Source organism: Hymenobacter coalescens, assembly GCF_054783195.1.
Map to the genome: position 1 here is coordinate 1 of NZ_BAAGRA010000005.1, position 26,396 is coordinate 26,396.

At 66.9% G+C, this 26,396-nt stretch carries 20 protein-coding genes; 10 read left to right on the forward strand and 10 right to left on the reverse strand.

Translation table 11 applies throughout. From position 1 onward, the window contains the following. From ACYVKQ_RS04565 to ACYVKQ_RS04575, 3 genes are all read right to left on the reverse strand, one after another. Positions 1 to 1,379 (reverse strand): hypothetical protein (locus ACYVKQ_RS04565; protein WP_460576074.1); only part of this gene is annotated, 1,379 nt, incomplete at its 3' end. Beyond that, positions 1,379 to 1,702: a hypothetical protein gene (locus tag ACYVKQ_RS04570; protein WP_460576076.1), complete on the reverse strand. Its 324-nt coding sequence runs from the start codon at positions 1,700 to 1,702 to the stop codon at positions 1,379 to 1,381. The genes ACYVKQ_RS04570 and ACYVKQ_RS04565, both read right to left, overlap by 1 nt. 82 nt (positions 1,703 to 1,784) lie before the next feature. Next, positions 1,785 to 3,809, reverse strand: coding sequence for a hypothetical protein (locus ACYVKQ_RS04575; RefSeq protein WP_460576078.1), 2,025 nt, complete (start codon positions 3,807 to 3,809; stop codon positions 1,785 to 1,787). 248 nt (positions 3,810 to 4,057) lie between these two features. On the opposite strand from ACYVKQ_RS04575, the gene ACYVKQ_RS04580 reads away from it, so the two are divergent. The 3 genes from ACYVKQ_RS04580 to ACYVKQ_RS04590 all read left to right on the forward strand — a co-directional run bounded on the left by ACYVKQ_RS04580 (position 4,058) and on the right by ACYVKQ_RS04590 (position 7,451). Further along, positions 4,058 to 6,100: an OmpA family protein gene (locus ACYVKQ_RS04580; protein WP_460576080.1), complete on the forward strand. Its 2,043-nt coding sequence runs from the start codon at positions 4,058 to 4,060 to the stop codon at positions 6,098 to 6,100. Between the two features lie 146 nt (positions 6,101 to 6,246). After that, entirely contained in the window at positions 6,247 to 6,807 is a 561-nt protein-coding gene (locus ACYVKQ_RS04585; RefSeq protein WP_460576082.1) for a Crp/Fnr family transcriptional regulator, read from the forward strand. A gap of 77 nt (positions 6,808 to 6,884) precedes the next feature. After that, the gene (locus ACYVKQ_RS04590; RefSeq protein WP_460576084.1) at positions 6,885 to 7,451 is read left to right on the forward strand and encodes a DinB family protein; all 567 of its coding nucleotides are present in this window, start codon (positions 6,885 to 6,887) and stop codon (positions 7,449 to 7,451) included. A gap of 51 nt (positions 7,452 to 7,502) precedes the next feature. Here the strand turns inward: ACYVKQ_RS04590 and ACYVKQ_RS04595 are convergent, their stop codons facing one another. Continuing rightward, a complete protein-coding gene (locus tag ACYVKQ_RS04595; protein WP_460576086.1) occupies positions 7,503 to 7,754 on the reverse strand; it encodes a DUF4844 domain-containing protein in 252 nt (83 codons plus the stop codon). A 282-nt stretch (positions 7,755 to 8,036) separates the two neighbouring features. Between ACYVKQ_RS04595 and ACYVKQ_RS04600 the strand changes: the two genes are divergently transcribed. After that, positions 8,037 to 8,282, forward strand: a complete 246-nt coding sequence (locus tag ACYVKQ_RS04600; protein WP_460576088.1) for a hypothetical protein — start codon at positions 8,037 to 8,039, stop codon at positions 8,280 to 8,282. 93 nt (positions 8,283 to 8,375) lie between these two features. Here the strand turns inward: ACYVKQ_RS04600 and proS are convergent, their stop codons facing one another. After that, positions 8,376 to 9,851 (reverse strand): proline--tRNA ligase, encoded by a 1,476-nt coding sequence (gene proS / locus ACYVKQ_RS04605; RefSeq protein ID WP_460576090.1) that lies wholly within the window; start codon positions 9,849 to 9,851, stop codon positions 8,376 to 8,378. 198 nt (positions 9,852 to 10,049) lie between these two features. Between proS and ACYVKQ_RS04610 the strand changes: the two genes are divergently transcribed. Beyond that, the gene (locus ACYVKQ_RS04610; RefSeq protein WP_460576092.1) at positions 10,050 to 11,411 is read left to right on the forward strand and encodes a hypothetical protein; all 1,362 of its coding nucleotides are present in this window, start codon (positions 10,050 to 10,052) and stop codon (positions 11,409 to 11,411) included. A gap of 58 nt (positions 11,412 to 11,469) precedes the next feature. Beyond that, entirely contained in the window at positions 11,470 to 13,002 is a 1,533-nt protein-coding gene (locus tag ACYVKQ_RS04615) for an OmpP1/FadL family transporter (protein WP_460576093.1), read from the forward strand. 70 nt (positions 13,003 to 13,072) lie between these two features. Here the strand turns inward: ACYVKQ_RS04615 and ACYVKQ_RS04620 are convergent, their stop codons facing one another. Continuing rightward, positions 13,073 to 14,008, reverse strand: coding sequence for a hypothetical protein (locus ACYVKQ_RS04620; RefSeq protein WP_460576095.1), 936 nt, complete (start codon positions 14,006 to 14,008; stop codon positions 13,073 to 13,075). Positions 14,009 to 14,135: 127 nt separating this feature from the next. Between ACYVKQ_RS04620 and ACYVKQ_RS04625 the strand changes: the two genes are divergently transcribed. The 4 genes from ACYVKQ_RS04625 (at position 14,136) to ACYVKQ_RS04640 (ending at position 20,576) form a co-directional block, all read left to right on the forward strand. Then, on the forward strand, positions 14,136 to 16,370 hold the full coding sequence (locus ACYVKQ_RS04625) for a S9 family peptidase (protein WP_460576097.1): 2,235 nt from the start codon (positions 14,136 to 14,138) through the stop codon (positions 16,368 to 16,370). 179 nt (positions 16,371 to 16,549) lie between these two features. Then, complete coding sequence (locus tag ACYVKQ_RS04630; protein ID WP_460576099.1) at positions 16,550 to 17,698, forward strand: hypothetical protein; 1,149 nt, start codon at positions 16,550 to 16,552, stop codon at positions 17,696 to 17,698. Between the two features lie 69 nt (positions 17,699 to 17,767). Next, complete coding sequence (locus ACYVKQ_RS04635) at positions 17,768 to 19,102, forward strand: hypothetical protein (protein ID WP_460576101.1); 1,335 nt, start codon at positions 17,768 to 17,770, stop codon at positions 19,100 to 19,102. A gap of 31 nt (positions 19,103 to 19,133) precedes the next feature. Next, positions 19,134 to 20,576, forward strand: a complete 1,443-nt coding sequence (locus tag ACYVKQ_RS04640) for a hypothetical protein (protein ID WP_460576103.1) — start codon at positions 19,134 to 19,136, stop codon at positions 20,574 to 20,576. An 11-nt stretch (positions 20,577 to 20,587) separates the two neighbouring features. Here the strand turns inward: ACYVKQ_RS04640 and ACYVKQ_RS04645 are convergent, their stop codons facing one another. The 4 genes from ACYVKQ_RS04645 to ACYVKQ_RS04660 form a co-directional block, all read right to left on the reverse strand. Then, positions 20,588 to 22,030: an aldehyde dehydrogenase gene (locus tag ACYVKQ_RS04645; RefSeq protein ID WP_460576105.1), complete on the reverse strand. Its 1,443-nt coding sequence runs from the start codon at positions 22,028 to 22,030 to the stop codon at positions 20,588 to 20,590. A gap of 199 nt (positions 22,031 to 22,229) precedes the next feature. After that, a complete protein-coding gene (locus ACYVKQ_RS04650; protein WP_460576107.1) occupies positions 22,230 to 23,768 on the reverse strand; it encodes a DUF2079 domain-containing protein in 1,539 nt (512 codons plus the stop codon). 5 nt (positions 23,769 to 23,773) lie between these two features. Then, positions 23,774 to 24,721, reverse strand: a complete 948-nt coding sequence (locus ACYVKQ_RS04655; protein WP_460576109.1) for a glycosyltransferase family 2 protein — start codon at positions 24,719 to 24,721, stop codon at positions 23,774 to 23,776. A 64-nt stretch (positions 24,722 to 24,785) separates the two neighbouring features. After that, the gene (locus ACYVKQ_RS04660; protein WP_460576110.1) at positions 24,786 to 26,315 is read right to left on the reverse strand and encodes an ArnT family glycosyltransferase; all 1,530 of its coding nucleotides are present in this window, start codon (positions 26,313 to 26,315) and stop codon (positions 24,786 to 24,788) included. Positions 26,316 to 26,396: the final 81 nt, after the last annotated feature.

The following is a 26,396-nucleotide window of genomic DNA, read 5'->3' on the forward strand; positions in this document are numbered from 1 at the left end:
GCGCGGGCCGGGGCGGCGGCCGGGACGGGGCGGCGCAGCGTGGCGCGGCCGGCGGCCGGGTTGGGGTAGAGGGCGAAGGCCGGGGCCCGGGCGGGCGGGGGCGGGGCAGCGGCCAGGGGCAGGGCCGGCAGCACCGGGGGCAGGGCGGCGGGCAGGGCCAGGCGGGCCACGTAGCCGCTGCCGGGCGCGGCGGCGCAGCCCCCGCTCACGTACACCGTGCGCCCGTCGGCGCCGGGGGCCAGGGCCGAGCCCACCACGGCCGGGCAGGCCTGGCTGGCGTACGCGTAGGCCGCCAGCAGCCGGCCGCTGGCCCCGTCCAGGTGGTGGAGGCGGTAGGCGGCCGCCGGCGGGGCCTCGGCCAGCACCAGCACCGAGCCGTCGAGCAGCTCCACGGCGTTGAGGTAGCGCCCGGGCGCGGGCGGGGGCAGCAGGTGGGTCCAGACCGGGCGCAGCCGCGCGTCCACCTTCAGGGCGAAGGGCATGGCCCGCCGGCCCTGGCCCGCCACCAGCGTGTCCACCGAGCCGGTCAGCACCAGGCCCCCGTCGCGCAGCGCCAGCACCTGGTTGAGCGTGTTGGAAGACGGCTCGCCCCGCGTGCCGGCGGGCGTGAAGGTGGCCGCGTGCAGCGAGTCGCCCGTCACGGGGTCCACCTGCATGAGCTTGAGGCGAAAGCGGGCGCCGGGCGCGTCGGGCAAGTATTGGCTGAAGAGCACGGCGCGGCCCCGCGCGTCCAGTTTTGCGTCGAGCAAGTCATCATTCCGCCCCCACGCATAACCGCGTTGCCAACTTATAGACCCTTGCGCAGTGACGCTCAGCATATACGACTGGTTCCGCGGGTAACGTGTGCCAACCCATTGCGACGCCAGTAAGTAGCCACCAGCGGGCGCCGGTACTGGCACCAGCCCCACCCCTATTTCTCCCTCCACATTGCTGGGGTTAGGGTGAGGCCTGAGCACTCGCAAAGGAACGGCGCCGGTGGAGGTAATTTCTTGCATATACAAACCCACTGGGACCTGGGCCGTGGTGGGCACGCGCTCCTCGGTGACGAAGCCGAAGCGGCCGTCGGGCAGCAGGCAGGCGGCCTGCTCGCCAGAAAGTTGCGGCAGGCCCGGGCGCTGCCAGAGGGAGTCGCCGGTGGCCGCGTCGAGCAGCCAGAAGTGGCTGCGCAGCGTCGAGACGTTGCCCGTGGCGGCCATGGAGCAGAACAGGGTGCCCTGGGGCGTGGCCACCACCCGCTTGACGAACTCGGGCCGGGGCAGGCCCGGGGTGGAGGCCAGCCGCTTTTCCCAGACGATGTGCTGGGCGGCGGCGGGGCCGGCGGCGGCCCCCAGCAGCAGGGCGGCGGCCGGGGCGAGGCGGCGGAGCAGGCGGGTCAGCATCAGCGCACCAGGATGAGTTTCTGAGTGGCCACGGGGCGGCCCGCCACCAGCAGGGTGCAGGTGTACACGCCCGGCGCCAGCGCGGATACGGGTAGCGTGGCGGTACCGTCCACGGCGCCGGCCAGGCGCTGGCTCAGCACCTCTTTGCCGGTCCGGATGTCGCGGATGCTCAGCAGGGCCGGCGCGAGGTCCGGCGTGGTGTAGCGAAACTCGGCCAAGTCGGTGGCCGGGTTGGGGTGCGGTGTCTGCAGGTAATCTGGGGCGGCTGCTTGTGGCGCGGAGTGCAGGTATGGTGCGGCGGTAAGCGTAAGAATCGGATTCATAAAGCGTGACATGATATGGAGCTGATCGAAATGAGCTGATAATTAAGCTTCTGGATGGCAGCATCAAAGCCGCGTTCCGGAATTATTTCCACCCGACCCGCGGCCGCCGCAGCTGCCACTCCAGCAGCAGCTCGAAGTAGGGCAGCAGGCGGGCGGTGTGCTGGCTTAGCTCAGCGGCCGTGTAGGTGCTGCTGCCGGCGTAGGCGCCGCGGCCGCTGCGGTAGCGGTACAGATTCTGCAGCTGCTGCAGCCACAGGGAAGTGGTCAGGGTGAGCGGGCCGGCGCGGCGCTCGTAGGCCAGCTCGGGGCCGTGCTGGCGGGTGAGCGTGCGCAGGTAGATGAGGCCGGCCGGGCCCGCGTCGTCGGGCAGCAGGGCGGCGCGCTGGTGGCTGCGCTGCTCCAGGAAGCGGTAGCCGGCGCGCAGGCTGCTCTGGCCGCGGGTGCCGCGCCAGCCCCGGCGCAGGCCCAAGCTCAGGTCGTGCAGGATGGTGGTGTCGAGGGGGCTTTCGCGGAAGGTCTGCCAGTTCAGCTGGCCGAGGCGGTTTTCGCGGCGCTGGTAGTCCAGGCTCAGCAGCCACTGCGGGTGCAGCTGCCACTGCAGGTGCTGCTCCAGCTCCAGCACGCGGCTGGCGCGGTTGCGCAGCTGCTCGGCGGCCCGGTCGCGCACCTGGTAGCTCACCCATAGGTGGTAGGCCCCGCGCCAGCTGAAGGTGCCGGGCGCCCAGGCGAAGCCCGGCTCCCAGTGCAGCAGGCGGTCGGTGTAGTTTTCGGCGCTCTGCTGGGCCTTGATGAACACCAGTTGCCGGTACTCGCCCCACAGGCCCAGGCTGGTGCGGAACGTGGGGTGCCAGCGCGAAACGAGGCGCAGGCGCAGCTGGTGGCTGGCCTCGTCGCGGTCCTGGTAGTTTTCGGGGCTGGGCGTGTCCACGCGCAGCAGCTGGGCGGTGCCGGCCGCGCCCAGGGCGTGGCGGGGGTGGGGCAGCCACGTCACCTCGGCCTGCCATTGCGTGGTGCGCTCGGTGATGTCCTTGATCTGCTCGCGCTGCTCGGCCGTGGCCAGGCGCCCGGGGACGAGGCGGCGGTTGTTGTCGAGGTAATAGCCGCGGGCGCGCTCGTGGTACCAGAACTGCACCCGGGCCTGCAGCTTGCGGTGAGTGAGCAGCAGCTCCTGCCGGGTGTCGTACTCGTGCTGGCGGTAGCCCTGGTTCTGCACCGTGTCGGCCAGCGGGCCCAGGCGGCGGTACAGGAAGGCACGGGCCGGTAGCAGCAAGCTGTTGTCGGAACGAAATGCCGCCTGGCCCGGCAGCTGGTACTGCCACTGCAGCTGCGCGGCCACGGTGTCGCTCTGAATACGCTGCACGTTGCCGGGCAGGTAGTCCTCCGTGCGGGTGTTGCGGTAGCCCAGGCGCACGAGGGCCAGGGAGTTTGCGTCGAGGGTGCGCTGGTAGAACGCGTCGGCCAGGGCCCGCTGCCAGCGGCGGGGCCCCAGGTGGCTTTGGGTGCCCACCACGCGCACGCCCACGGGCTCGGTCCAGCCGGGCAGGGGGCGCAGCAGGGTGGTCAGCTCCAGCCCGTACGTGGGGCCCAGGTCCTGGCGCTGGTTGCGCATGTCGTGGGTGAGGCCCCCGAGCAGGGCTAGGCGCAGGCTGGAAAGCGAATCGACCCCGGAATGCGGGCGCAGGCGCTGCTGCCAGCCCAGGCGGGCCAGCCACGTCACGGTGCGGATGCTGTTGGCGTGGCTGTAGTCGTAGATCAGCTGCTGCCCGGCCTGCCAGCGCCGCCCCAGCCCGATGAGGTGCAGCAGGTCGCCGCGGTAGTCCTCGCGCACGAACGGCGGCCGCCCGCGCGAATCGAGCACCCAGTCGGTAAAAGCGCGGTAGCGCAGCTCCTGCCGCCGGCCGGGGTGCCAGCGCCCGTACGCCTCGCTCTGCTGAGTGTAGGTGCTCACGCCGATGCGCCGCGCGTGCAGCCGCAGGCCCACGAGGGTATCGGTCGGGGCCGGGAGGACGCCATCGGGTACCAGCTGCCCCCGGGCAGCCGTGGCCGCGCCCAGGCAGGCCCAGCCCACCCCCACGACAACTCTCCAACGGCAAGCAAGGCGGCGCATAGTGAGCGGCGGGGCGGGTGACGAATACGCCGTAAAATACTACTTTGAGCAGCGGCTACCAACCCGGCGCCACCGGCCCTGACATTATTGTGTGGTGGTGAAGCCGGGGGTATCTCCGTACTTTTGAGGCCGCTTTCGGCGTTGTTCGAAACTAAGAACGCCCGGAAGTCGTCTTCTGAACTCCACGTTGCCGCTCACGGCAACTTACAACTGCCTTGGAGCAGTACATCGTTTTGCCCGCATCTGGTATGAGCATACGTTCTCTCGTTTTGTCGTTGGGGTTGATTGTGGGAGGTAGCACGGCAGCCCTGGCCCAGCACGCCGTGTGGGCGGCTAAGGTCGTGGAAGTGTCGTCGCAGAAAGCGGAAGGCAAAGAGGCTTTTTCCCCGGAAAAAGTGCTCGGCGAGCCCAACGCGCTGCCTCTGGGGCAAATCAGCAACGAAGCCTGGATTCCGAAAAAGGAAGGGCCGAAGGAGTTTATCGAGGTCAAATTCGCCAAATCGGTGGTGGCCCGCCAGGTCACCGTCGTCGAAAACTTCAATCCCGGCTCCATCGTCCGCATCGAGCTGGTAGACACCCGCAGCCAGCGCCACACGGTGTACGAAAACAACAGTCCGGGCCCGCTGCCCGAGCTGTTCCGCACCCTGCAGGTCACCTTCGCGGCGGGCACTTACCGCACCATCGGCGTGGTGGTGACCATGAACACGGCCAAGGTCAACGGCGTGAACCAGATCGACGCCATCGGCGTGGCCGACGTGACCGACGTAATGGTGAAAAAGGACTTCAAGCAGGCGCCTTCGGAAAGCATTTCGTTTGACTCGGCCATGGTGAACCTGGGTCCGACCGTCAACACCAAGTACACGGAGGTGCGCCCCATCATTGCGCCCGACGGCCGCACGCTGTTCTTCGCGCGCCAAGGCGCCCCGCAAAACGTGGGCGGCGCCAAGGACGGGCAGGACGTGTGGTTCTCGACGCTGACCAACCCCAAAACCAAAGCGTGGGGGCAGGCCAAAAACGCCGGCTCGCCCATCAACTCGCCCGGGCCCAACGGCCTGGCCTCGGTGTCGGCCGACGGCGCTACGGCCCTGCTGATCAACGTGTACAACCCCGACGGCTCGCTCGACCCCAAGGGTGCCAGCATCACCCGCCGCAAGGCCACGGGCTGGACGCAGCCAGAAAAGCTCAACATCCAGGACTTCTACAACGACGACCCGGACAACGTCGACTTTTTCCTGAGTACCTCGGGCAAGCAGTTGCTGATGGCCGTGGACCGCAAGGACAGCAAGGGCCAGCAGGACCTGTACGTGAGCTTCCGGCAGGCCGACGGCTCGTTTGCGCGGCCCGTCAACCTGGGCTCGAACATCAACACCAAAGCCGCGGAGTTTGCGCCTTTCCTGGCGCCGGATGGCAAGACGCTGTACTTCGCCTCCGAGGGCCTGCCCGGCTACGGCAAGGGCGACATCTTCTACGCCAAGCGTCTGGACGACACCTGGACCAACTGGACCAAGCCGCGTAACCTGGGCCCGGCCATCAACTCGCCCGCCATGGACGCCTACTTCTCGCTGTCGGCCTCGGGCGAAGATGCTTACCTCGTGTCGGAGCGCAACGGCACCGACGGTTCGCGCGACATTTTCCGCATCAGCCTCTCCTCCAACAACAAGCCCGAAGTGGTGGCCCTGGTGCGCGGGCGCGTGTTGGATGCCGCCACCAAGAAGCCCGTGGCCGCTACCGTGCGCTACGAAAATCTGATTACGGGCGAGGAAATCGGGGTGGTGGAAACCAACGCCACCGACGGCACCTACACCATCGTGCTGCCCACGGGCGCCCACTACGGCTACCGCGCCGACGCTACCGGCTACCTCTCCGAAGACCAGAACTTGGATGTGACGGACCGGCAGAAATACTCGGAGGAAACCCAGGATTTGTACCTGATTCCCTTCGAGGTGGGCCAGAAGATCAAGCTGAACAACATCTTCTTTGCCCAGAGCAAATACTACCTGCGCGAAAACTCCTACCCGGAGCTGCAGCGCCTGGTAGCCATTCTGAAAAATTACCCGCAGGTGGAAATTCAGCTGCAGGGCCACACCGACAACCAGGGCGACCCTGCCCTGAACCTGAAGCTGAGCAACGACCGCGTAACCGAGGTGAAGAAATACCTCGTGAGCAAGGGCATTCCCAGCGCCCGCATCACCACCCAAGGGTTTGGCGACACCAAGCCCATTGCGCCCAACGACCAGGAGGAAACCCGCAAGCTGAACCGCCGGGTGGAATTCGTGATTACGAAGAAGTAATTGTTGATTGCTGAATGTTAGTCGTTCAGCTGTCCTCGTTCAGCGGCCGGTTCCTACGCGGAGTCGGCTGCTGCTATTTTAGGGGACTGTTGCTGAGCCGGCCGTCCGCCGGGCAAACCAGCCAACTCTCCTAACCGCTTCCGCCGATGCTCGCCGACGCCCTTCGCCAGGTTCCGTACTTCACCGACCGCGAGGTTGAGGCTCTGGTAGCCGCCTGGAACAAGCCTTTCACGCTGCGGCGGGGCGAGTACCTGGTGCAACGGGGACAGGTGGAGCGCAACCTCTACTTCGTGCGCAGCGGCATGATGCGCATTTATTACCCCACCGAAACCGAGGAAATCTGCGTGGGCTTCGCTTACGCGCCCAACGTGGTGTGCGCGTTTCCGTCGTTCGTGCACGGAACGGCCTCGGAATATTGCATACAGGCCCTGCGCCAAACGGAACTGCTCGGCATCAGCAAGGCCGACTTTACGGCGCTGCTGGAGCTGCTGCCGCCCATTGCCCGCTTCTGGCGCGAGGAACTGGAAAAGGTGCTGGTCGGGCGCATCGACCGCGAAATCGACCTGCTGCTGCCCGAGCCGGAACGGCGGCTGGAGCGGTTGCTCCAGCGCAGCCCGCACCTCTTTCAGCTGGTGCCCAAGAAGTACATTGCTTCCTACTTGCGCATGACGCCCGAAACGCTGAGCCGGCTGGGCGCTAAATCTTGAGCGCGGTCAAGGTTTCGGAGGCCCGGGCCCGCCGACCTTTGGACTGTACTTCAACGCCTAACGAAAGCAAACGCCCGATGACCCCCAACGCTTTTCTCCTACAACTGCAGGCCAATGTGCGCCGCCTGCAGGCCCTCGTCGACACTGAGCTGGCCCCGCTGCCCGACGCCACCCTCAACGCCCAGCCCGGCCCCGGCCGCTGGAGCGTGCTCGAGTGCCTGGAGCACCTGAACCGCTACGCCCGTTACTACCTGCCGGCCTTCGAGCGGGCCCTGGCCCCGCAGGGCAGCACGGGCGCCGCCATCCGCTACAGCTGGCTGGGCCGCAAGTCCCTCGACATCGTGCGGCCCGGCACCGGCAAGCCCAGCAAGACCGTCAAGCACATGAACCCGGGCGGCAGCCCGCTCAGCCGCGCCACCCTCACGGAGTTTCTGGCGCATCAGGCGCGGCTGCTGGCCCTGCTAGCCGCCGCTCACACCGCCGACCTGAACCGCCGCGCCGTGCCGGTGGAGTTTTTTCGATTGCTGAAGCTGCGCACCGGCGAGGCGCTGGAGTTTGTGGTGCTGCACGAGGAGCGCCACGTGGAGCAGGCCCGGCGCACGGCTGCGCAGGTGCAGGCCGCCGCGCCGGTGCTGGCCGTATAGCTATTGCCCGTTGCGTAGGCGCATCAGCGCTTCCGGGTCGAAGCCGTAGCGCTAGATGCTGAGGCGGCCGCCGGAACTGGCCAGCCCCACGATGTCCATCAGCTCCTCGTAATACAGGCACACCCGGTCCTGGTCCTCGCTGTCCAGCGCCAGGTACATCGGCTGCAGCCGCGCCAGGCCTTGGTCAATCTGCCCCTGAAAGTCGCCTTCCGTCGGGTTTGGTGACCGGGCGACGTCGCGGAAATCCGCCGCCGACTGGTTAAGCAGCTTGTTCAGCGCCGGCTGCAGGGCCGGGTTGCTCAAGCCCGTGTAATAGCCACCCGCTCCCCCGCCGCGGTATCAGCCGTGAACTTCGGCCGGGCCTGAAAGGCGCTAAGCTGCTCCACAGCGTTCGGCCGTATGGTCAACGGCTTAGTACTGGGGGCAGCCGGGCGGCACGAAGCCAATACGAACAGCCCCAGCAGACGGATCCACCAGAGAAGCAAATGGTGTGATTTAAAGCGGAGTAGCATGACTTGAGGGCAGAAATACGTCGTGGGCCCAGGATGCCCGAACTGGCCGGCCGCCGCTGCGTATCACCAGCCCATGATGAAACAACGCGAAGTAACCGATCAGCACAATACCACCTGGACCTGCGTGCAGGCCTACGCGGCCGTGGAAAGCGCTGCCACCGAGCAAGCCGTGGAAAAAAGCGAAACCGACGAAGGCAACGTGCCGGTGGTGTGCACGCCCAGCGGCGGCGCCCAAACGGTGCGGTTGGAGCTGGCCAAAAATTGGCTTGACGAACTCGACGACAAGGCCTTGGCCGAAGCCATTCAGGCCGCGCAGTAGCTCGCGGCTAACCACAACGGCCCCGCTACCGACTGGTAGCGGGGCCGTTGTGCATCAGGCCGATGGGCTGCGCAAGCCGCAGCGGGCCGTGGCCTAGTAGGCGCGGGCGAAGTACACGCGGCGGGCCGAAGGCTTGCCCGTCAGGATGCAGGTGCCTTCTTCGTCGGGCTCGTTCAGGGCCATGCAGCGGATGGTCGCTTTGGTTTCTTCCTTGATGCGTTCCTCCGTTTCCGGGGTGCCGTCCCAGTGGGCCACCACGAAGCCGCCCTTGTCGTCGAGCACCTGCTTGAACTCCTCGTAGCTATCTACGCGGGTGGTGTGCGACTCGCGGAAGGCCAGCGCCTTGCGGTAAATGTTCTTCTGGATATCCTGCAGCAGCTGGTCGATGCTGTTCACGATGTCGGCCAGCGGCAGGTTCAGCTTCTCCTTGGTGTCGCGGCGGGCCACTTCCACGGTGCCGTTGTCCAAGTCGCGGGCCCCCACGGCCAGGCGCACAGGCACGCCTTTCAGCTCCCACTCGGCAAACTTGAAGCCGGGGCGCTCGGTGTCGCGGTCGTCGATCTTCACCGAGATGCCGCGTTCGATCAGGCCCATCTGAATGGGGCGGATGCGCTCCAGCAGCTCGTCGAGTTGACCGGTCTTGTAAATCGGCACGATGACCACCTGAATCGGGGCCAGCTTGGGCGGCAGCACCAGCCCTTCGTCGTCGGAGTGGGCCATGACGAGGGCACCCATCAGGCGCGTGCTCACGCCCCACGAGGTGCCCCACACGTGTTCCAACTGGCCTTCCTTGTTGGTAAACTGCACGTCGAAGGCCTTGGCGAAGTTTTGCCCCAGGAAGTGAGAAGTCCCGGCCTGCAGGGCCTTGCCGTCCTGCATCATGCCCTCAATGCAATACGTTTCGACGGCGCCGGCAAACCGCTCGTTCTCGGTCTTGACGCCCTTTACCACCGGCAGCGCGAGGTGCTCCTCAGCAAACTCGGCGTACACATCAAGCATCTGCCGGGTTTCGGACAGCGCTTCGGTTTCGGTGGCGTGGGCCGTGTGGCCTTCCTGCCACAGGAACTCGGCGGTGCGCAGGAACAGGCGGGTGCGCATTTCCCAGCGCACCACGTTGGCCCACTGGTTGATGAGCAGCGGCAGGTCGCGGTAGCTCTGAATCCAGCCTTTGTAGGTGCTCCAAATAATGGCTTCGGAGGTGGGGCGCACCACCAGCTCTTCTTCGAGCTTAGCATTGGGGTCCACGCGTAGCTTGCCGGGCTTGTCGGGGTCGGTCTGCAGGCGGTAGTGCGTCACCACGGCGCATTCCTTGGCAAAGCCTTCCGCGTTTTTCTCTTCGGCTTCAAACAGGCTTTTGGGGACGAACAGCGGGAAGTAGGCATTCTGGTGGCCGGTGCGCTTGAACATGTCGTCCAGCGTGCGTTGCATCTTTTCCCAAATGGCGTAGCCATAGGGCTTGATGACCATGCAGCCGCGCACGGCCGAGTTTTCAGCCAGCCCGGCGCGTTTTACCAGTTCGTTGTACCACAGGGAATAATCCTCGCTGCGCTTCGGCAACTGTTTGCTCATTGTAGGTTCTCTTAGAAAAAGGAAAAAGTTCCCGAGCTTGGTACAGGATTTGAGTAGCCAATTCGGGCACTGATTGGGGCTCAAAGTACGTTATTAAACCGGAGCATTCCGCCCGCCGCTAACCGATTGGGCTCGAACAAGCTGCGGCTCACACTCGTTCTTGCAGATATCGGCCTTACCTTCTCCGCGCACGCTGCCATGAAACATATTCCCGCCACCCTGTTGCCCGCCCTGGCCCTGCTCACGCTCGGCGGCTGCGCGACAACCAACGGCCTCACCACTACTGAGCCCGATGGCATCTATTATTCCTCCAAAGACCGTACGAGCGCGGTAGCCACGGCCGCCGCAGCCGACGCCTCCTCGGACTACAGCGCCGCGACCGAAGACCCCGACGCCGTAGCCAACCCTGACTACCAGGAGAATAGCCGCCGCTCGCGCGGTACGGCCTCCGATGAATACTACGAAGACGATTTCGATTATTCCTACTACGCCCGCCGGCGCCGCTACAACGGCCTGGGTATGGGCTACGGCCTGAGCTACGTGGACCCGTTCTGGTACCGGCCTACGTTTGTCTACAACGACCCCTTCTTTTACAGCCCGTTTGCCTACTCGGCGTGGAACGACCCCTTCTGGGGACCCGGCTGGTACGCCGGCCCGGCCGTAAGCATTAACGTAGGCTGGGGATTCGGCGGCTGGGGTCCCTGGGGCGGCTACCGTCCCTATGGCTTCGGGGGCTACAACCGCGGCTTCTGGGACGGCTACTACTCCGGATTGTACGGGGGAGGCGGCTGGTACGGCGGTGGCTGGGGCTGGCGCAACGGCTTCAATAACTATGGCTACTGGGACGGCTACCGCGGCGGCAACCGCTCGGTGAGTTACCGCGTGGCGCCGCGCCGCGACCGGAGCGTGGAAGTGGTAGGCTCAAACCAAAACAACGGCGGCGGCCGCCTGCGGGTGGATGAAGCCACCGGCGGCCGTGCCGCCAACCCGGCTCCCAGCCGCTACCGCTCCCGCGTGGAGGAAGGCCCGGTGCAGGGTGGCCGCGCGGCGCAGGACCAGCAGCTGTCGACCAGCAAGGACGGCTCCCAACCCGGCCGTGGCCGTTTGTACCGTGTGCAGGATGCCGCTCCGAACGTCGTTTCAGGGGCCGAACAAACGGGTGGCGTACGCCCGGTACCGCAACCCGGCAACGAAACGCTGACGCAGCCCGACGAGCAGATCAACCGCTACAACAGCCGCCGCAGCCGCTACGAGGAAGCCAGCCAGACCAAGCAGCCCGCCACTTCGCCGGAGCCGGATCAGCCGCAGCAGTACCAGCGCGCCCGCCGCGACCGGTACGCCGATTACAATACCCCGAGCCAGCCGGCCGAGCAGGCGCCGCAGCCCACGCGCCGCGAGCGGAGCTACGATGCGGCACCGACCCGCTCGTATGAGCCGCCCACGCGTTCGTACGAGCGCAGCAGCAACGGCAACAGCGGCGGCAGCAACTACGGCGGTGGCCGCAGCGGCGGAAGCAGCGGTGGCGGCAACAGCGGCGGTGGCCGGGGCCGCGTGCAGTAAGCCTGCCTTTCTTCCCGGTTTTTAGAGGCATCCTCTTCGTTCTCCCTCTCCCTCAGCTATGAAACGGTATACGTTGGGGCTGGCCCTGCTGGGCTTAGCCAGCCCTCTTTTTGCCCAAAATCAAGACGATGCGCTGCGCTATTCCCGGCTGCAGTTTGGCGGTCCGGCCCGTACGCAGGCCATCGGTGGGGCCAACGTCGCCCTGGGCGGCGACCTGGGTAACCTGACGAGCAACCCGGCTGGCCTGGGCCTGTTCCAACGCTCGGAGTTCAACTTCTCGCCCGGCCTGGGCCTGGGCAACGCCGATGCCCGTGCCACCAACGTGCCCGGCGCGGCTTCGCTGGGCGATTCCCGCAACAGCTTGCATCTGGCCAACGCCTCGTTGGCCTTCAGCAGCCGCCGACCCGATAACGACAACAGTGATTGGCGGGGCGGGACGCTGGCTTTGGGGTTCACCCGCGTCAATGATTTTAACACCCGCTTCGCCTACCGCAACAACCTGCCCGACAGCCGCTCCCTGTTCCAGCGTTTCCGCGAGCCGCGCACCTCGCTCGACGACATCGAGGGGCAGGACCTGGATGGTGCCTACACCACCCTCGACGGGCTGGCCTACGGCACGTACCTCTCCGATTTTGGGCAGGTAAACGGACAGGACGCCATCGTCACGCCGGGGCCGCTGCAACGTACTTCGGCCACGCAGGAAGAATCGGTGCTGACCACCGGCTCGCAGACGCAGTTTGACATCGGGTACGGCGGCAGCTACCAGGACAAGCTGTACGTCGGGGCGGCCATCGGCATCGTAAGCACGCGTTTCAACTCCACCAGCGAACTGCGCGAGACGGACGAAAACAACTCGAGCCGCTCGTTTGGCTCGCTTACCTTGCGCGACGAGCTGCGCACCCGCGGTACCGGCTACAACGCCCGCCTGGGCCTGATTTACCGGCCGCTGGATTGGGTGCGCGTAGGCCTGTCGGCCCAGACGCCCACGGCTTTCCAGCTCGATGACGCCTACAGCACGTCGTTGGCCGCGCAGTTTCGGCAACCCATCATCGTCAGCGGCGAAAGCATTTCCGCCAGCAACAAGGAAACGGAAGAGGGGCGCTACAGCTACCGCCTCACCACGCCCTGGCGCCTGAACGGGGGCCTGGCCTTCATCATTGCCAAGTACGGCTTCGTATCGGCCGATGCGGAGCTGGTGGACTACAGCCAGGCCCGCCTGCGCAATGCGTCCGAGCTGCAGGACGGGGATACGTATTCCTTTAGCGCCGAAAATTCCCGCATCGACCAGCTCTACAAGCAGGCCGTGAACGTGCGCCTCGGCGCCGAAGCCCGGTTTGATGCCTTCCGCGTGCGGGCCGGCTACGCCCGCTACGGCGACCCGTACCGCGACAGCCGCTTCGACCGGGCCCAGACGTACTACACGGGCGGCGTAGGCCTGCGCCAGAACAACATCAGCCTGGATCTGGCCGGCGTCTACACCCGTTTCAACCGCGTGTATTCCCCGTACACCCTGGCCGACGGCAGCCAGCCGGAAATCAAAGTGACCGGCAACCGCCTGACTACTACTCTCTCGCTGGGCTATCATTTCTAGCCAGGCCCAAACGCCGAACGGGCGGCTCCAACGTTGGAGCTGCCCGTTCGGCGTTTAAGCAGCAGCCACTTTAGCGCCGCCGTACTTTCACGGTCAGCACCAGATCGACCGGGGCGACGGCGCCCACCTCGCTAACCAGGAGCAGCCCGTCGTTGCCGTCGGCCGTGCGGAAAGCCACTACCCGGTCCCTGGCTACCGGCACCGTGACGCCGGGCTGCACGTTGGCGGCCGTCACGGCGCTGCTCAGGGCCTGATCGGTGGTAATGTTGTCGAAGCCGGTGCGGGTGATGGCGGTGGCGGCCAGGGCCGTAGCGCGGCGTCCCCGCCACTTGTTAATCCGGTAAGTGGCAACGCTGTTAAGGCTTGAGGCCGTGGGCGACGCCAGGCTGGGGCCGGTAGCCGCGGGCACGTAGAGGATGTCGGCCAGGCGCTGGTAATCCGGCGAAGCGGTGGCGAAGGACGGCAACGCCAGCCCGCGCAGGGCCGAGAGCACCGCGCGGTTGCCACGGGTGCGGGGGGCCTGCAGGCGTACGGCGTAAGTATGCACCACCAGTGCCGAATCGGCCGGGCGCACCGTGATGCGGTAGCGGCGGATGGCGCTTTTGCCGCTGGCGTCGGTGGCCGTGTACGTCCAGGTCTGAATGCCCGCGTTGGTGCTGGCGCTGAAGCGGTTCACGAACAGGTAGGAGCGGGGCGGGCTGGTTTGGCTGAATATCGTGTCGAAGTACACCCGGGTCGTGTCTTCGAAGCGGGGTACCTGCGCGTCGCGGTAGTACGTTTCCTGGGTCATCACGGTCAGCCGGGCCAGGGGCTGCTCCTGGTCGCGCACTTCGGCGAAGGCGCGCACCTCAAAGGTATCGGCGGCGCCGGCCGAACGGTCGGCGGTGAGCGTTCGGCCGTTGGCCACGAAATCGAGCAGGATAGGGGAGGCCGCCTTGTCGCAGGCAGCGGTGAGCAGCCCAGCAGCGAGGCCGGCCAGCGGCAAAACGAAACGAAGCAGACGCATAGACACGGGTAAAGGTCCGAAGAAAAGCGGGGATACGCGCCGGTCCGGCTGCACGCCGGAACTGCCCGCCCGGCGCACGAGGCGGCCGGTGTTGTGTACCTTTAACGCCGCCACTGCATTTTTCTACATGACCCACCTTTTTAAGACGTTCAAGTCCTTCGGCCTGGCTGCGGGCCTGCTGCTCGCGGCCGCGCCGGCTGCCGTCGTGCTGGTGCCCGCGCTGCCCGCTGCGGCGCAACAGCGCCAAGCCATTACCCTCGAAGACATCTGGAGCAAGGGCACCTTCGCGCCGCGGCAGGTGAAAGGCTTCAACTGGATGCGCGACGGCCGCTTTTACTCCGCCCTCGAAGGCGGCGAAGTAGTGCAGCACGACGTGACCACCAGCCAGGCCACCCAGACGCTGGTATCGCGCCAGCAGCTGCGGCCCGCCGGCGCCGAGCAACCCATCGAGGTCGACGGCTACGAGTTCAACGCCGACGAGCAGAAGATGCTCTTCAGCACCGCCACCGAGCCCATTTACCGCCGCTCCACCCGTGCCTACTACTTCGTGTACGACCGCGCCGGCCAGAAGCTGGTGCCGCTGAGCGCGGGCGGCAAGCAGAGCTACGCCACGTTCTCGCCGGACGGCCGCCGCGTGGCCTTCATGCGCGACAACAACCTGTTTGTGGTGGACCTGCAAACCATGCAGGAGACGCCCATCACCACCGACGGGCAGTCGAACAAGCTGATCCACGGCGGCGGCGACTGGGTGTACGAGGAAGAGTTTGAGGTGTCGAAGGCCTTTAAATGGTCGCCCGACTCCCGGCAGCTGGCCTACATCAGCTTCGACGAAAGCCGCGTGCCTGAGTACAACATGCAGGAATGGGGCCCGCTCTACCCCAAGGACTACCGCTACAAGTACCCCAAGGCCGGCGAAGCCAACTCGGTGGTGACCGTATCGGCCTACGACGTGGCCGGCGGCCGCACCGTCAAGATGGACATCGGGCCGGAAACCGACCAGTACATTCCCCGCTTGGAGTGGACGCAAACGCCCGGCCTGCTGAGCCTGCAGCGCATGAACCGCCTGCAAAACAAGCTGGAGCTGCTGCACGCCGACGCGGCCACTGGCAAGTCCTCGGTGGTGTGGACCGACACCGACCGGGCCTACGTGGAAGTCACCGACGATCTGCGCTACCTGAAGAACGGCAAGCAGTTCATCGTCACGTCGGAGCGCGACGGGTACCGCCACCTCTACCTGTTCGACATGAAGGGCAAGCTGGTGAAGCAGCTCACCCAGGGCGCGTGGGACGTGGCGGAATTCGTGGGCGTGGACGAAACCAAAGGCCTGGCCTACTACGTGTCGGCCGAAGCCTCGCCGCTGCAGCGTCACCTGTACCGCGTCGACCTGAAGGGCAAGGGCAAAACCCGCCTGGGTGAGGCCGGCGGCGGCACCGACGTGGTGAACATGAGCCCCGACTTCCGCTACTACCTCAACTACCACTCGGCCGCCAACGAGCCGGTGACGGTGAGCTTGCGCACAGCCCAGGATGGCAAGGCGGTGAAGGTGCTCGAAGACAACGCCCAGCTCAAGCAGCGCATGCAGGACTACGGCTTCGTGCCGCAGGAATTCTTCTCCTTCAAGACTGCGGAGGGCGTCACGCTGAACGGCACCACCATCAAGCCGGCCCAGATGGAAGCCGGCAAGAAGTACCCGGTGCTGATGTTCCTTTACGGCGGGCCCGGCTCGCAGCGGGTGCTCGATAAGTGGAACAGCGTGGACTACTACACCTGGTTTCAGATGCTGGCTCAGCAGGGCTACGTGGTAGCCGTGGTGGACAACCGCGGCACCGGCGGCCGCGGGGCTGCGTTCAAGAAAGCCACGTACGGGCAGCTGGGCAAGCTCGAAACCATCGACCAGGGCGAGGCCGCCAAGTACCTCGGGGCTCAACCCTGGGCCGACAAGGCGCGCATCGGCATCTTCGGTTGGAGCTTCGGGGGCTACCTCTCGGCCCTGGCCATGACCAAGAACGCGGACCTGTTCAAGGCCGGTATCTCGGTGGCCCCGGTCACCACCTGGCGCTACTACGACAGCATCTACACCGAGCGGTTCCTGAAAAAGCCCCAGGACAACGCCGCCGGCTACGACGAGAACTCGCCGGTGCAGTTTGCGGGGCTGCTCAAGGGCAAGCTGCTGCTGGTGCACGGTACGGGCGACGACAACGTGCACTTCCAGAACTCGGTGGCCTTTACCGACGCGCTGGTGAAGGCCAACAAGGACTTTCAGCAGCTGTATTACCCTAACCGCAACCACGGCATCAGCGGCGGCAATACCCGGCTGCACCTGTTTCGGCAGATGACTAACTTCTTGCAACAGAACCTGTAAGCAGCGACGAAGTCAAAAAAAAGCCCGTCTTTCGGCCCGTGCTTCGGCGCTGCGCTTCCTTAGTGGGGGCGCGGCCGGTGCCCGGCCGGAAGGCGGGCTTGTCGTTGGGGGAAATAAGAAAGTGCGGCGGTAGGCGTTCCGGGAAGGCCAATTCTGCGTAGATGCTCGTCGATATGCGCATGTTCCGACTAGACCAGGTGCTGTGGGGAGGGCTGTTAGTACTAACGGCCGGGGCCTGCCAGCGCGAAACCACCGCCCGCACCGAACCGGCCGCGCCGGCCGTGGCCACCGTGGCCGCCGATACCGCCCTGCCCGACGCGCCACTGGCGCCCGCCGCCCCCCGCCGCGACTGGCACCGCCTGACGCGGCGCACCAATCCGCACGCGCCGCTGATCCGCTACCGCGCCGTGGCCCGCCCGGCCGCCGCGCTGCCCAGCACGCCGCCGGCCGAGGCCCGGCTGTTCGACCTGACGCTGAAAGCCAGCGAGTTTTTTCGCATCGACCCCACCCAGCCCGCCGAGGTGCGCGGCCGCGAGGGCACGGTGGTGCGCCTGCCCGCCCTGGCCCTGCTCGACGCCCGCCAGCGCCCCGTGCAGGAGCCCGTGTGGCTGGAGCTGAAGGAGTGTCTGGGCCTGGCCGATTTGCTGCTCTCGGACTGCGTGAGCACCGGCCCTGGCGGCGAAGCCATGCAAACGGGCGGTGTGCTGCTGGTGCGCGCCACCACCGGCAAAGGCCAGGCCCTGCGGCTGGCGCCCGGCAGCGCCCTAGAGGTGCAGCTGCCCGAGGAGCAGCGGGCCCCCGGCCGGCAGCTCTACCACAGCAACGACCGCCGGCAATGGGCCGCCCTGCCCCTGGAAGCCGCCCCCGAAAGCGGGCCGGCCTACGCGCAGGCATCCACGGCGGGCAGCAGCATCATTGATGCCGTGGCCGAAAGCAGCGCCACCGAAGCCGCCCCGTCGCCCGCGCTGGATGCTGCCGACCCCACCTTGCTCCGCAGCCCGGAGTTGGGCTGGCTTACCTGCCTGCGCAGCTGGCCCCCGGCCGGCGAAGCCACCCTGCTGGTGCCCACCGAAATCGATGAGCACACGAGCGTTCGGCTGGTGTTTCCCGAGGCAGGCGTGATTCTGGCTGGGACGCCCCACGCCGCCGGCTACGTCTTCGAGGGGCTGCCCGCGCATCAGCGCGCCGTGCTGGTGGGGCTGCGCTACTTCAACGGCAGCGCCTACGTGGCCGTGCAGCCCGTGGCGCCGGGGCAGGAGCCCGCGCCGCTGGAGTTCCGCGAGGCCACGCTCGGCGAAATCGAGGAGCAGCTGCAGGCCCTGCGGTAAGCTCCGGCGGCCCGGGTGTGGCCATAAACTGATATTTTGCGCGCCGCCCGCCAATGCCGGGGCGCTGTTATGTCAGATTTTACTACTGCTAAGGCTGCTTCGCGGCGCTGGCTGGGCTGGATGGCCGGGCTGGCTTTCGGGGCCGAGCTGTACTGGTACACGTTTGGGCGCAATGCCGCTGGGCCGTACTGGAGCCCGGTGTGGCTGCTGCTGAGCAGCCTGCTGCTAGCCGTAGCGGCGTGCGGATATGCCGCGGGCTATCAGCTGGTGTGGCCCTCGCTGCGCACCGTGCCGCGGGGGCGCTGGCTGCTGGCCGGTGGGGCAGTTGCCGCGAGCGTGGCCGTGTCGGCGCCGGTGGTGGCGCGCACCATCGCGCGCCTACCGGCCGACGGGCTGGTGAAAACGTCCGACATCGTGCCCACGCTGTGGGTGTACGTGGAGCGCTTTCTGGCCGGCCAGACCGTCTACGAACGAATCGACCTGGGCACTTACAGCTTCCTGCCCAACTACCCGCCCATGCACTGGCTGCCCTTCGTGCCGGCCGAGCTGCTGGGTGTCGATTACCGCTGGTGGGCCATGGGCGCGCTCTGGCTGGGGCTGCTGACCTATCAGCTGCTGCTGGCCCGGCAGCGGCTGCCCTGGCCCGAGCAGCTGCTCAAAGCGGTGGTGCCGGTGCTGGTAGTGCACTTCATCGTCTTAATAGAACGGCCGCTGGTGGGGCAAACCGTGGAGGGCCTGGTGTTCGGCTACTACGCCCTGCTGAGCGCCGCGCTGCTGCACCGCTCGGTGCCGGCGCGGGCGGTGGCCCTGGTGCTGTGCGTGCTGTCGCGCTACTCCCTGGCGCTGTGGCTGCCGCTGTACGCCGTGCTGCTCTGGTACGAAAGCCCGCGCCGGGCGCTGCAGACGGTGCTGCTGGCCATGGGGCTGGCGCTGGCCCTGCTGGCGGCCTTCCTCTGGCACGACCCGACCATCATTCTGCGCGCCCAGCTCGAAAACTTCGACATTGCCCGCACCGAATGGGCTTACCCACCGCTGCCCGGCGAGGACGGCCCGCCGCAGTTGTTTCGGGGAGTGGGGCTGATGCCGTGGTGGTATCCCGGGCCCGACGGTGCCCTGACCGAAGCCATCGGCCGGCTGCAAACCTGGCATTTTGCGGTCTGCACGCTGGTGCCGCTGGCCTTTGGGGCCTGGTGGTGGCCCCGGCGGCGGCGGCTCGATACCCGACTGGTGGCCCTGTGCAGCCTGAAAGCCTACCTGGCCGTGTTCTACGCCTTCCTGATCGTGCCCTTTGCCTACTTGGGGGTGCTGAGCTTGGTGCTGTCGTGGTTTCTGCTCCTGCTGCTGCGCGGCGGGCAGTCCGGGCCGGTGCTGCAGCCCGTACCCCCGGCCGAAAAGGCCGCCTGATGTGTGGGGGCGGCCGCCTACCTTTGAAACTATGATCAAGCGCAACTGGCCTGCCCTGGTGCTGGTGTTCCTGCTTCTGGACCTGGGGTACTCGTTCTGGCAGCATCAGCAGGTCGCGCTCAGCGGCGACCTGGCCACCATCGTGCTGCCCGACCCGGTGTACCAGCACGTGCTGACTGACCCGCTGGGGCTGCGGGCCCTGCGCGGCGACATTTACGCGGCGCCCAACCGGTTTTTTCAGCACCAGACCATCCGGCAGTACTTCCTGGCCGTGCCACTGTGGCTGCAGCAGTGGCTGGCGCCCATCGATAGCCTGTACGCGGCCTGCGCCCTAGCCAAGACGCTGATTCAGGGCTTGTTGATCTATTTGCTGGGCGTGTACATCAGCGGGCGGCGCAGCGTGCTCAGCCGCGGCTGGCTGCTGGCCGCCTTGCTGATAACCCCCTTTTTTCAGGCCAACGGCTGGAACTCGCAGATCGGCATCATCGACAAGTCGGTGGTGTACAGCTTCTGCTACGCCCTGCCGATGACGCTGCTGCTGCTGTTTTTCTGGCCCTACGTCCGGGCCGCCACAGCCGGACGACGCTTGCGGCTCGCCGCGCCGGGCTGGCTGGCGCTGCTGGCCCTGGCCGTGGTGCTGGCCCTGAACAGCCCCATCGTTACGGGCGTGGTGCTGGTGCTTTGCCCCGGCATTCTGCTGTACTGCTGGTGGCAGCGGCTGCAGGCTAGCAGCGGCCCTACGCTGCTGGCGCGGGGCTGGGCGGCCCTGCGCGCCATGCCGCTGGCGCTGCTCGTGCCGCTGGGCGTATTCATCCTGCTGAGTCTGTACTCGCTTTACATCGGGCGCCTGAACGCGGAAAACTTTACGCATCCCATGCCCCTGGCCGAGCGCTACGCGCGCCTGCCGCTGGGCGTGTTCTACCAGTTCAAGCAGAAGCTGGGCTGGCCGCTGCTGCTGACCTTGGTGGCCCTGAACCGCTGGCTGCTGGGCCGCTTGCCCGACTCGCCGGAACGCCGCCGACTGCTGCTGGCCCTGCGCTGGATCGGCGTATTTGCGGCCGTGTACATGCTGCTGCTGCCCCTGGGCGGCTACCGCGAATACCGGCCCTACATCCTGCGTCGCGATACGCTGCTGCCCGTCATCATTGGGGTGCTGTACTGGTACGGTGCGTCGGCGTATTACCTGCTACGCCACCTAGCCGCCGCCCCGCTCCGGCGCTACGCCTTGGGGCTGGGGGCCGTGCTGCTGCTGTTTACGGCGGTGGATCTACCCAGCAAGCGTGAAAACCGCGACTGTGAGCGGGCAGCCCTGGAGCAGCTGGCCGCTGCCCCCACCGACGTGGTGGAGCTCAGTGCCGACTGTCCCATCCTGGACTGGAACACGTTTGGCCAGCCAGAGCAGTCCGCCGTCAACGCCGACATGCTCTACTACTGGCGCGTCACGCCGAAGCCGACGCGCTATTACCAACGCTGAGGCGGCAGGCTTTAGAGCTTCACGGTAATGCTCTGCGGCTCGGTGAAAAAGCGCAGCGCCTCCAGTCCGCCCTCGCGCCCTACGCCGGAGCTTTTCATGCCGCCGAAGGGCGTGCGCAGGTCGCGGTGCAGCCAGGTGTTCACCCACACGATGCCCGACTGTAGCGCGTGCGCCACGCGGTGCGCCCGGTTCAGGTCGCGCGTCCAGATGGTGGCGGCCAGGCCGTACTCGGTGCCGTTGGCCCAGTCCAGCACTTCCTCCTCCGTATCGAAGGGCGTGAGCGTGACCACCGGCCCGAAGATTTCCTCGCGGTTGGTGCGGCAGTCGGGCGCGAGGCCTTCGAACACCGTCGGCTGCAGGAAGTAGCCCCCGGCGCAGCGGCCCTCCAACTGCACGCGCTGCCCGCCGGCCAGCAGCGTGCCGCCTTCCTGGTGGGCCAGCTCGATGTAGCTGAATACTTTCTGCAAATGCGCCTCGCTCACCAGCGCGCCCTGCCGGCTGCCCGCGTCCTGCGGGTCGGCCACGGTCAGCTGCGCCACGCCGGCCAGAAACTGCTCCCGGAACTGCTCGTAGATGGGGCGCTCCACAAAGATGCGCGAGCCGCACAGGCAGATCTGGCCCTGGTTGGCGAAGGAGCTGCGCAGGCTGGTGCGCACGGCTTCTTGCAGGTCGCAGTCGGCGAAGACGAGGTTGGGGTTCTTGCCGCCCAGCTCCAGCGAGAGTTTTTTGAACATGGGAGCCGCCGTGCGGGCAATATGCTCGCCGGTCTTGGTGCCGCCCGTGAAGCTGATGGCCTTGATGCCCGGGTGCTCGATGATGGGCTGGCCCGCGCCGGGGCCGGTGCCGTGCACGATGTTGAGCACACCCGCCGGCAACCCGGCCTCGATGCACAGCTCACTCAGCAGAAAAGCCGTGTACGGCGTGATTTCCGAAGGCTTGGCCACCACGCAGCAGCCCGCGGCCAGCGCCGGCGCGATTTTCCAGGTGAAGAGGTACAGCGGCAGATTCCAGGGCGAGATGCAGCCCACCACGCCCAGCGGGTGGCGCACGGTGTAGTTCAGGGCCACGCCCTCCTGGAAGTGGGTTTCGGAGGCGAAATGCTGCGCAGCCGTACCGAAAAACGCGAAGTTGCTGGCCGCCCGCGGAATGTCCACCGTGCGGGCCAGGCTCACGGGCTTGCCATTGTCCTGGCTTTCGGCCTGCGCCAGCCGCTCCAAGTCCCGCTCGATCAGCTCGCTGATGCGCACCAGCAGGCGGCCCCGCTCCTCGGCGGGCAGCCGGCGCCAGGCGGGCAGCGCCGCTTCGGCTGCCTGCACGGCGCGGGCTACATCCGTGGCGTCGGAATCAGGAATCTGGCTGTAGACGGCCCCGGTGGCGGGCTCGACGTTGGGCAGGTAGCGGCCGGCAGCTGGGGCTACCAGCTCGCCGCCGATGTAGTTCTGCAGGTGCAGCATAGCGGGCAAGCGGGTGGGGTGGAGCGTAAAGCTACTAGCTTGGCGCCGCATTGCGGAAAGCCGGAGCGCAGTGGCCCCGGAAGCGCGCAGAAGGCGGCTGGTCGTTGTTTGGGCGAGGTCCTCCCGCTTCGAAGCCCGTATTGCCACGGCCCACCGGAGCCTCCTTTAGCTGCAGCCGACTTGATACAGCTCGTCGGCGCTACGGCCCAAAGGGCAGCACTTCGTCGGGGCGGGCCGGGGGGCGGGTGCGCTCCAGCACCAGCAGCTGCTCGTCTTCGTAGCGCACGCGGAAGTCTCCGCGGGTACGCAGCGTCTGAATGGCCCGGCGGTAGCTTTCGGGCGTCATCGGCCACGGCGACTTATCGGTTTTCAGCAGGGCCACCAGTTGCGCGTCGCGCAGCACGGGGAAGTGGTAGAGCCGGTCGCGGTTGACCAGCCAGGGCGCCAGGTTGGTTTGCGCGCTCAGGGGCACGGCCGCCGGAATCTGGCGCAGCGCCGCCCGCAGGCGGGGCACGTCCAGGCCCCACAGGGAACGATAATGCTTGGCCAGCAGAAAGTTGGTGGTTTCGCGGGCGTACCACTTGCTTTGCCGGGTGTAGAGCGTAGTCAGCGTGACGGCCGCCGCCAGCCCGAGCGTGGCCAGCAGGTAGGGCCGCTGCCAGCGGGGCTGCAGCCGGCTGGCTACTTCGGCCACGGCCAGCGCCAGCACGGGCGCAAACTCAATGGAATACTGGGCATTGATGCCCCACAGCCCGTGGTCGTTAGCCAGCAGCTTCTGGGCCAGAATGGGCGCCAGCATCAGAGCGTACCACGGGCGCAGCAGCGCGGCCACGCCGCCCGAAAGCAGCAGCACGGCCCACAGCTCCAGCTTGATGTAGTCGTACAGGGCGTCGCCGGTGGTGTTCACGAACAGGCATTGCCACAGCAGGCGCGGGTGCAGCAGCACGTTGGCCACTGCCTCGGGCAGCGAGCTGCCCAGGTGCTGGTAGCGGATGATCTGCTGAAACGGGCGGTGCGAGCCGTCCAGCGCGGGCATCACGTAGCGCGTCACCACGGCGAAGTAGAGCAGGGCCAGCCCGGCGCCGAGCACCGCCCGGCCGGCCAGCGCGCTGTGGCGGCGGTGCTTCCAGGCCAGGGCCAGCAGCACCGCGGCCGCCCACAGGGCGAGGTTTTCCTTGCTGATGAGCAGCAGCCCGAAAGCCAGCAGGGCCAGCCCCCAGCGCCGGCGCTCAAAGCCGTACACCAGCCAGGGCAGCGCCATGGCCCCCACCACGTTGTCGTGGTAATCGAAGCCGAGGGCGGAGTAAAGGCCCCAGAGGCTGAAAAAATAGGCCAGCACCAGGTTGGCCCGCCCGGGCGCGCAGCCCAGCAGGCGGGCGTAGCGGTACACGCCCCAGCCGCCGAGCAGCAGCGCCGCCAGCTGCACCAGCAGCAGCGTCCAGGAGCCCAGCAGCCAGTGCAGCGGCGACACCAGGGCGGGTATCAGCGTGAAGTGCGCAAACAGGAAGCTGGTCGGCGGCGAGTCGGTCAGCAGCGTGCTCGTGTGCGCCCGGAAGCGGGCGTAGTCGCGCAGGGCGTGGGTGGCCAGGCCCAAGTCCAGCGCCGCCGTGCGAAACAGGTAGTGGTTGACCAGCGAAATGGCCCCGAACACCAGCGCAAAGCCCACGAACAGGCCCACGCGCCAGCGTCGGGCCCGTCGGGCCAGGGCGGCGCTGCCGGGCTCCTGCGTTGCTGCCACGCGCGTTAAGGCTGCTCCACCGGGCTGCCGGCGGCGATGTTGGTGTCGGAGATGATGTAGAGCGGGCGGTGGCGCACGTTGGTGCTCAGCCGCGAGAGGTACTCGCCGATGATGCCCACCGCAATCAGCTGCACGCCACCCAGGAACAGGATGCTCACCATCAGCGAGGCCCAGCCGGGCTCGTAGTCGCGGGTGATAAACCGCTCGTAGAGCGTGTAAAGCAATACCAGGAAGGCAATGCCCGACACGCTGAAGCCCATGATGGTAGCGGCCTTCAGTGGCACGTCCGAAAAGGCCGTGATGCCGTCCAGGGCCAGGCGCATCATCTTGCGGTAGGTGTAGCCGGTTTCGCCGCCGGCGCGCTCGGCGCGGTCGTACTCCACGTAGGTCTGCCGGTAGCCGATCCACGAAATCTGCCCGCGCAGAAACTTGTTTTGCTCGGGCATCTGCTTGAGGGCCTGCACCACCTTGCGCGAGATGATGCGGAAGTCGCCCGTGTCCACCGGAATGGAAATGTTGGTGATGGCGGCCAGGATGCGGTAGAACAGCTTGGCCGTGAACAGCTTCATGGCGCTTTCGCCCTGGCGGCGGCGGCGCTTGGCGTACACCACCTCGAAGCCCTCGCGCATCTTCTGGTACAGCTCCGGAATCAGCTCGGGCGGGTCCTGTAGGTCGGCGTCGATGATGGCCACGGCCTGACCCTTCGAAAGGTCGAGGCCGGCCGTCACGGCAATCTGGTGGCCGAAGTTGCGGCTGAAGTCGATGTAGCGCACGTCGGCCTCGGCGGCGGCCAGCTGGCGAATCAGGGCCAGCGAGTTGTCGCGCGAGCCGTCGTTGACGAAGATGTACTCGCAGCTTACCCCCATCGGATCAATGACGCCGCGCAGACGGCGGTAGAGCGTCGGGATATTGGCTTCTTCGTTGTAAATCGGGATGACGATGGAGAGGTCCACGGGCAGGCGGGCAGGGGGAGGGCAAAGCTCCGAAAAAGAACGAACACGCGCGGGGCTCCGGCGCTTACTTGGCGGTTTTGATCAGCAGCGTGGCGCAGGGCGACTCCTCGTAGAGCGGCATCATCACGTACGTGCTGTCGAGCTTGGCACGCATGGCGGGGTTGCACACCACCACCACGTCGTTGGGGCGGAACTCCTTCAGGTGCCAGGAGTAGCGCGTGTCCACGGTGTGGCCGTACTCCAGGGCCGCCGCCGAGCGGTAAAACACGGTGGTGGCGTTGTAGTCGAGGCCCGAGAGCAGGTAGTACTTGTCGAGCTGCCCGAAGTTCTCGGCCTGCCGCTCCAGGTAGCGGCCGAACTGGATGTCCGTCTCGTCGTGGCGCGTGGCGTAGAGCTGGTCCGACTCGGCCATGATAAACGAGAACGGCGAGGCCAGCGCGGCCAGCAGCAACACCACCAACAGCACCTGCGGCCAGAGGCGCTGCTCACCCGCGGCCCCGCTCACGCGCAGCACCACGGCCTCCAGGATCAGGGCCAGGCCGGCGCCGGCCAGCAGCGCGCAGAACGGGTAGATGGGCGCTTCGTACCAGAAGTACTTGGTTTCGGCCGAGCTGATGACGGCCAGAAAGCTCACGATGAAGAGGCTCACCAGCAGCGCGAAGCGCCGGTACAGCGGCGGCACGCCGGGGTAGAGCAGCGCCACCAGGCCCACCGGCAGCAGGTACACCCACGGCAGCAGCTCGTCGCTCACCAGCTGATCGATGTACCACGACCAGGGCTTCACGTCGCCGTCGAAGGTCAGGTCGCCGAGCAGGCGGCCGCCCAGCTCGTTTTCGTACACGGCGTGCCAGTAGCCGGGCGCGGCCAGCTCGCGGCCCACGTAGAAGGCGGCGATGATGCCGAGGGTGGTGGCCAGCACCGCGTAGGCCACGGGCTGCCGCACCAGGAACAGCAGGCGGCGGCTGAACACGGCGTACAGCAGCAGCGCGGGCAGGGCCAGGGCGCCGGCCACGCCCTTGGTAAGCACGGCCAGGGCCACGCCGATGCCGGCCTGCCAAAGCAGCCCGCGGCGGCCTTCTTCCAGGTAGCGGAAAAAGCTGAGCGTATACCAGGTGGTCAGCAGCACCAGCAGGCTGTCGTAGTCGCCGGAGCGGGTCACGTGCCAGTCGATGTAGCCGCTGGTGGTGAGCAGCACCAGGGCGCTGCACAGGCCCAGCAGCGGCGAGTTGAGCACGCGGTTGCAGAACCAGGCCAGCAGCGCCGTGGTGCCGAGCGCGGCCAGGGCCGAGGGCAGGCGAATGGCCAGGGTGGTGGGGCCCAGGATTTTCATCAGCCCGGCCTGCAGCCAGATCAGCAGCGGCGGCTTGGTGTTCCACAGGTCGGGCGCGTCGGCGAAGTGCGTCACCAGCCAGTTGCCGTTGCGCAGCATCTCCACCGCGTTGGTGGCCAGACGCGACTCGTCCCACATGGCAATGGGCCGCGAGCCGAGCCGGTAAAACAGGGCGAAATACGCCACGGGGCCGATCAGCAGCAGGGCCGCCAGGATTTTACGGCGCGTAGGCCACGCCGCGTACAGGGATAAAAAAGGTGACAAGCAGGGTGGAGCGTTAAAGTCCCGGGCAGGAATAAAGAGCGGCTGACGGCGCGGGCCAAGCGGTTGGTGCGGGGCCGGAGC

Coding starts and splice junctions, on each gene's coding strand:
- ACYVKQ_RS04615 (WP_460576093.1), top strand. CDS start 11,470: ATGAAACGGTATACGTTGGGGCTGGCCCTGCTGGGCTTAGCCAGCCCT.
- ACYVKQ_RS04580 (WP_460576080.1), top strand. CDS start 4,058: ATGAGCATACGTTCTCTCGTTTTGTCGTTGGGGTTGATTGTGGGAGGT.
- ACYVKQ_RS04600 (WP_460576088.1), top strand. CDS start 8,037: ATGATGAAACAACGCGAAGTAACCGATCAGCACAATACCACCTGGACC.
- ACYVKQ_RS04630 (WP_460576099.1), top strand. CDS start 16,550: ATGTTCCGACTAGACCAGGTGCTGTGGGGAGGGCTGTTAGTACTAACG.
- ACYVKQ_RS04575 (WP_460576078.1), bottom strand. CDS start 3,809: ATGCGCCGCCTTGCTTGCCGTTGGAGAGTTGTCGTGGGGGTGGGCTGG.
- ACYVKQ_RS04640 (WP_460576103.1), top strand. CDS start 19,134: ATGATCAAGCGCAACTGGCCTGCCCTGGTGCTGGTGTTCCTGCTTCTG.
- ACYVKQ_RS04625 (WP_460576097.1), top strand. CDS start 14,136: ATGACCCACCTTTTTAAGACGTTCAAGTCCTTCGGCCTGGCTGCGGGC.
- ACYVKQ_RS04570 (WP_460576076.1), bottom strand. CDS start 1,702: ATGAATCCGATTCTTACGCTTACCGCCGCACCATACCTGCACTCCGCG.
- ACYVKQ_RS04645 (WP_460576105.1), bottom strand. CDS start 22,030: ATGCTGCACCTGCAGAACTACATCGGCGGCGAGCTGGTAGCCCCAGCT.
- ACYVKQ_RS04610 (WP_460576092.1), top strand. CDS start 10,050: ATGAAACATATTCCCGCCACCCTGTTGCCCGCCCTGGCCCTGCTCACG.
- ACYVKQ_RS04635 (WP_460576101.1), top strand. CDS start 17,768: ATGTCAGATTTTACTACTGCTAAGGCTGCTTCGCGGCGCTGGCTGGGC.
- ACYVKQ_RS04585 (WP_460576082.1), top strand. CDS start 6,247: ATGCTCGCCGACGCCCTTCGCCAGGTTCCGTACTTCACCGACCGCGAG.
- ACYVKQ_RS04620 (WP_460576095.1), bottom strand. CDS start 14,008: ATGCGTCTGCTTCGTTTCGTTTTGCCGCTGGCCGGCCTCGCTGCTGGG.
- ACYVKQ_RS04590 (WP_460576084.1), top strand. CDS start 6,885: ATGACCCCCAACGCTTTTCTCCTACAACTGCAGGCCAATGTGCGCCGC.
- proS (WP_460576090.1), bottom strand. CDS start 9,851: ATGAGCAAACAGTTGCCGAAGCGCAGCGAGGATTATTCCCTGTGGTAC.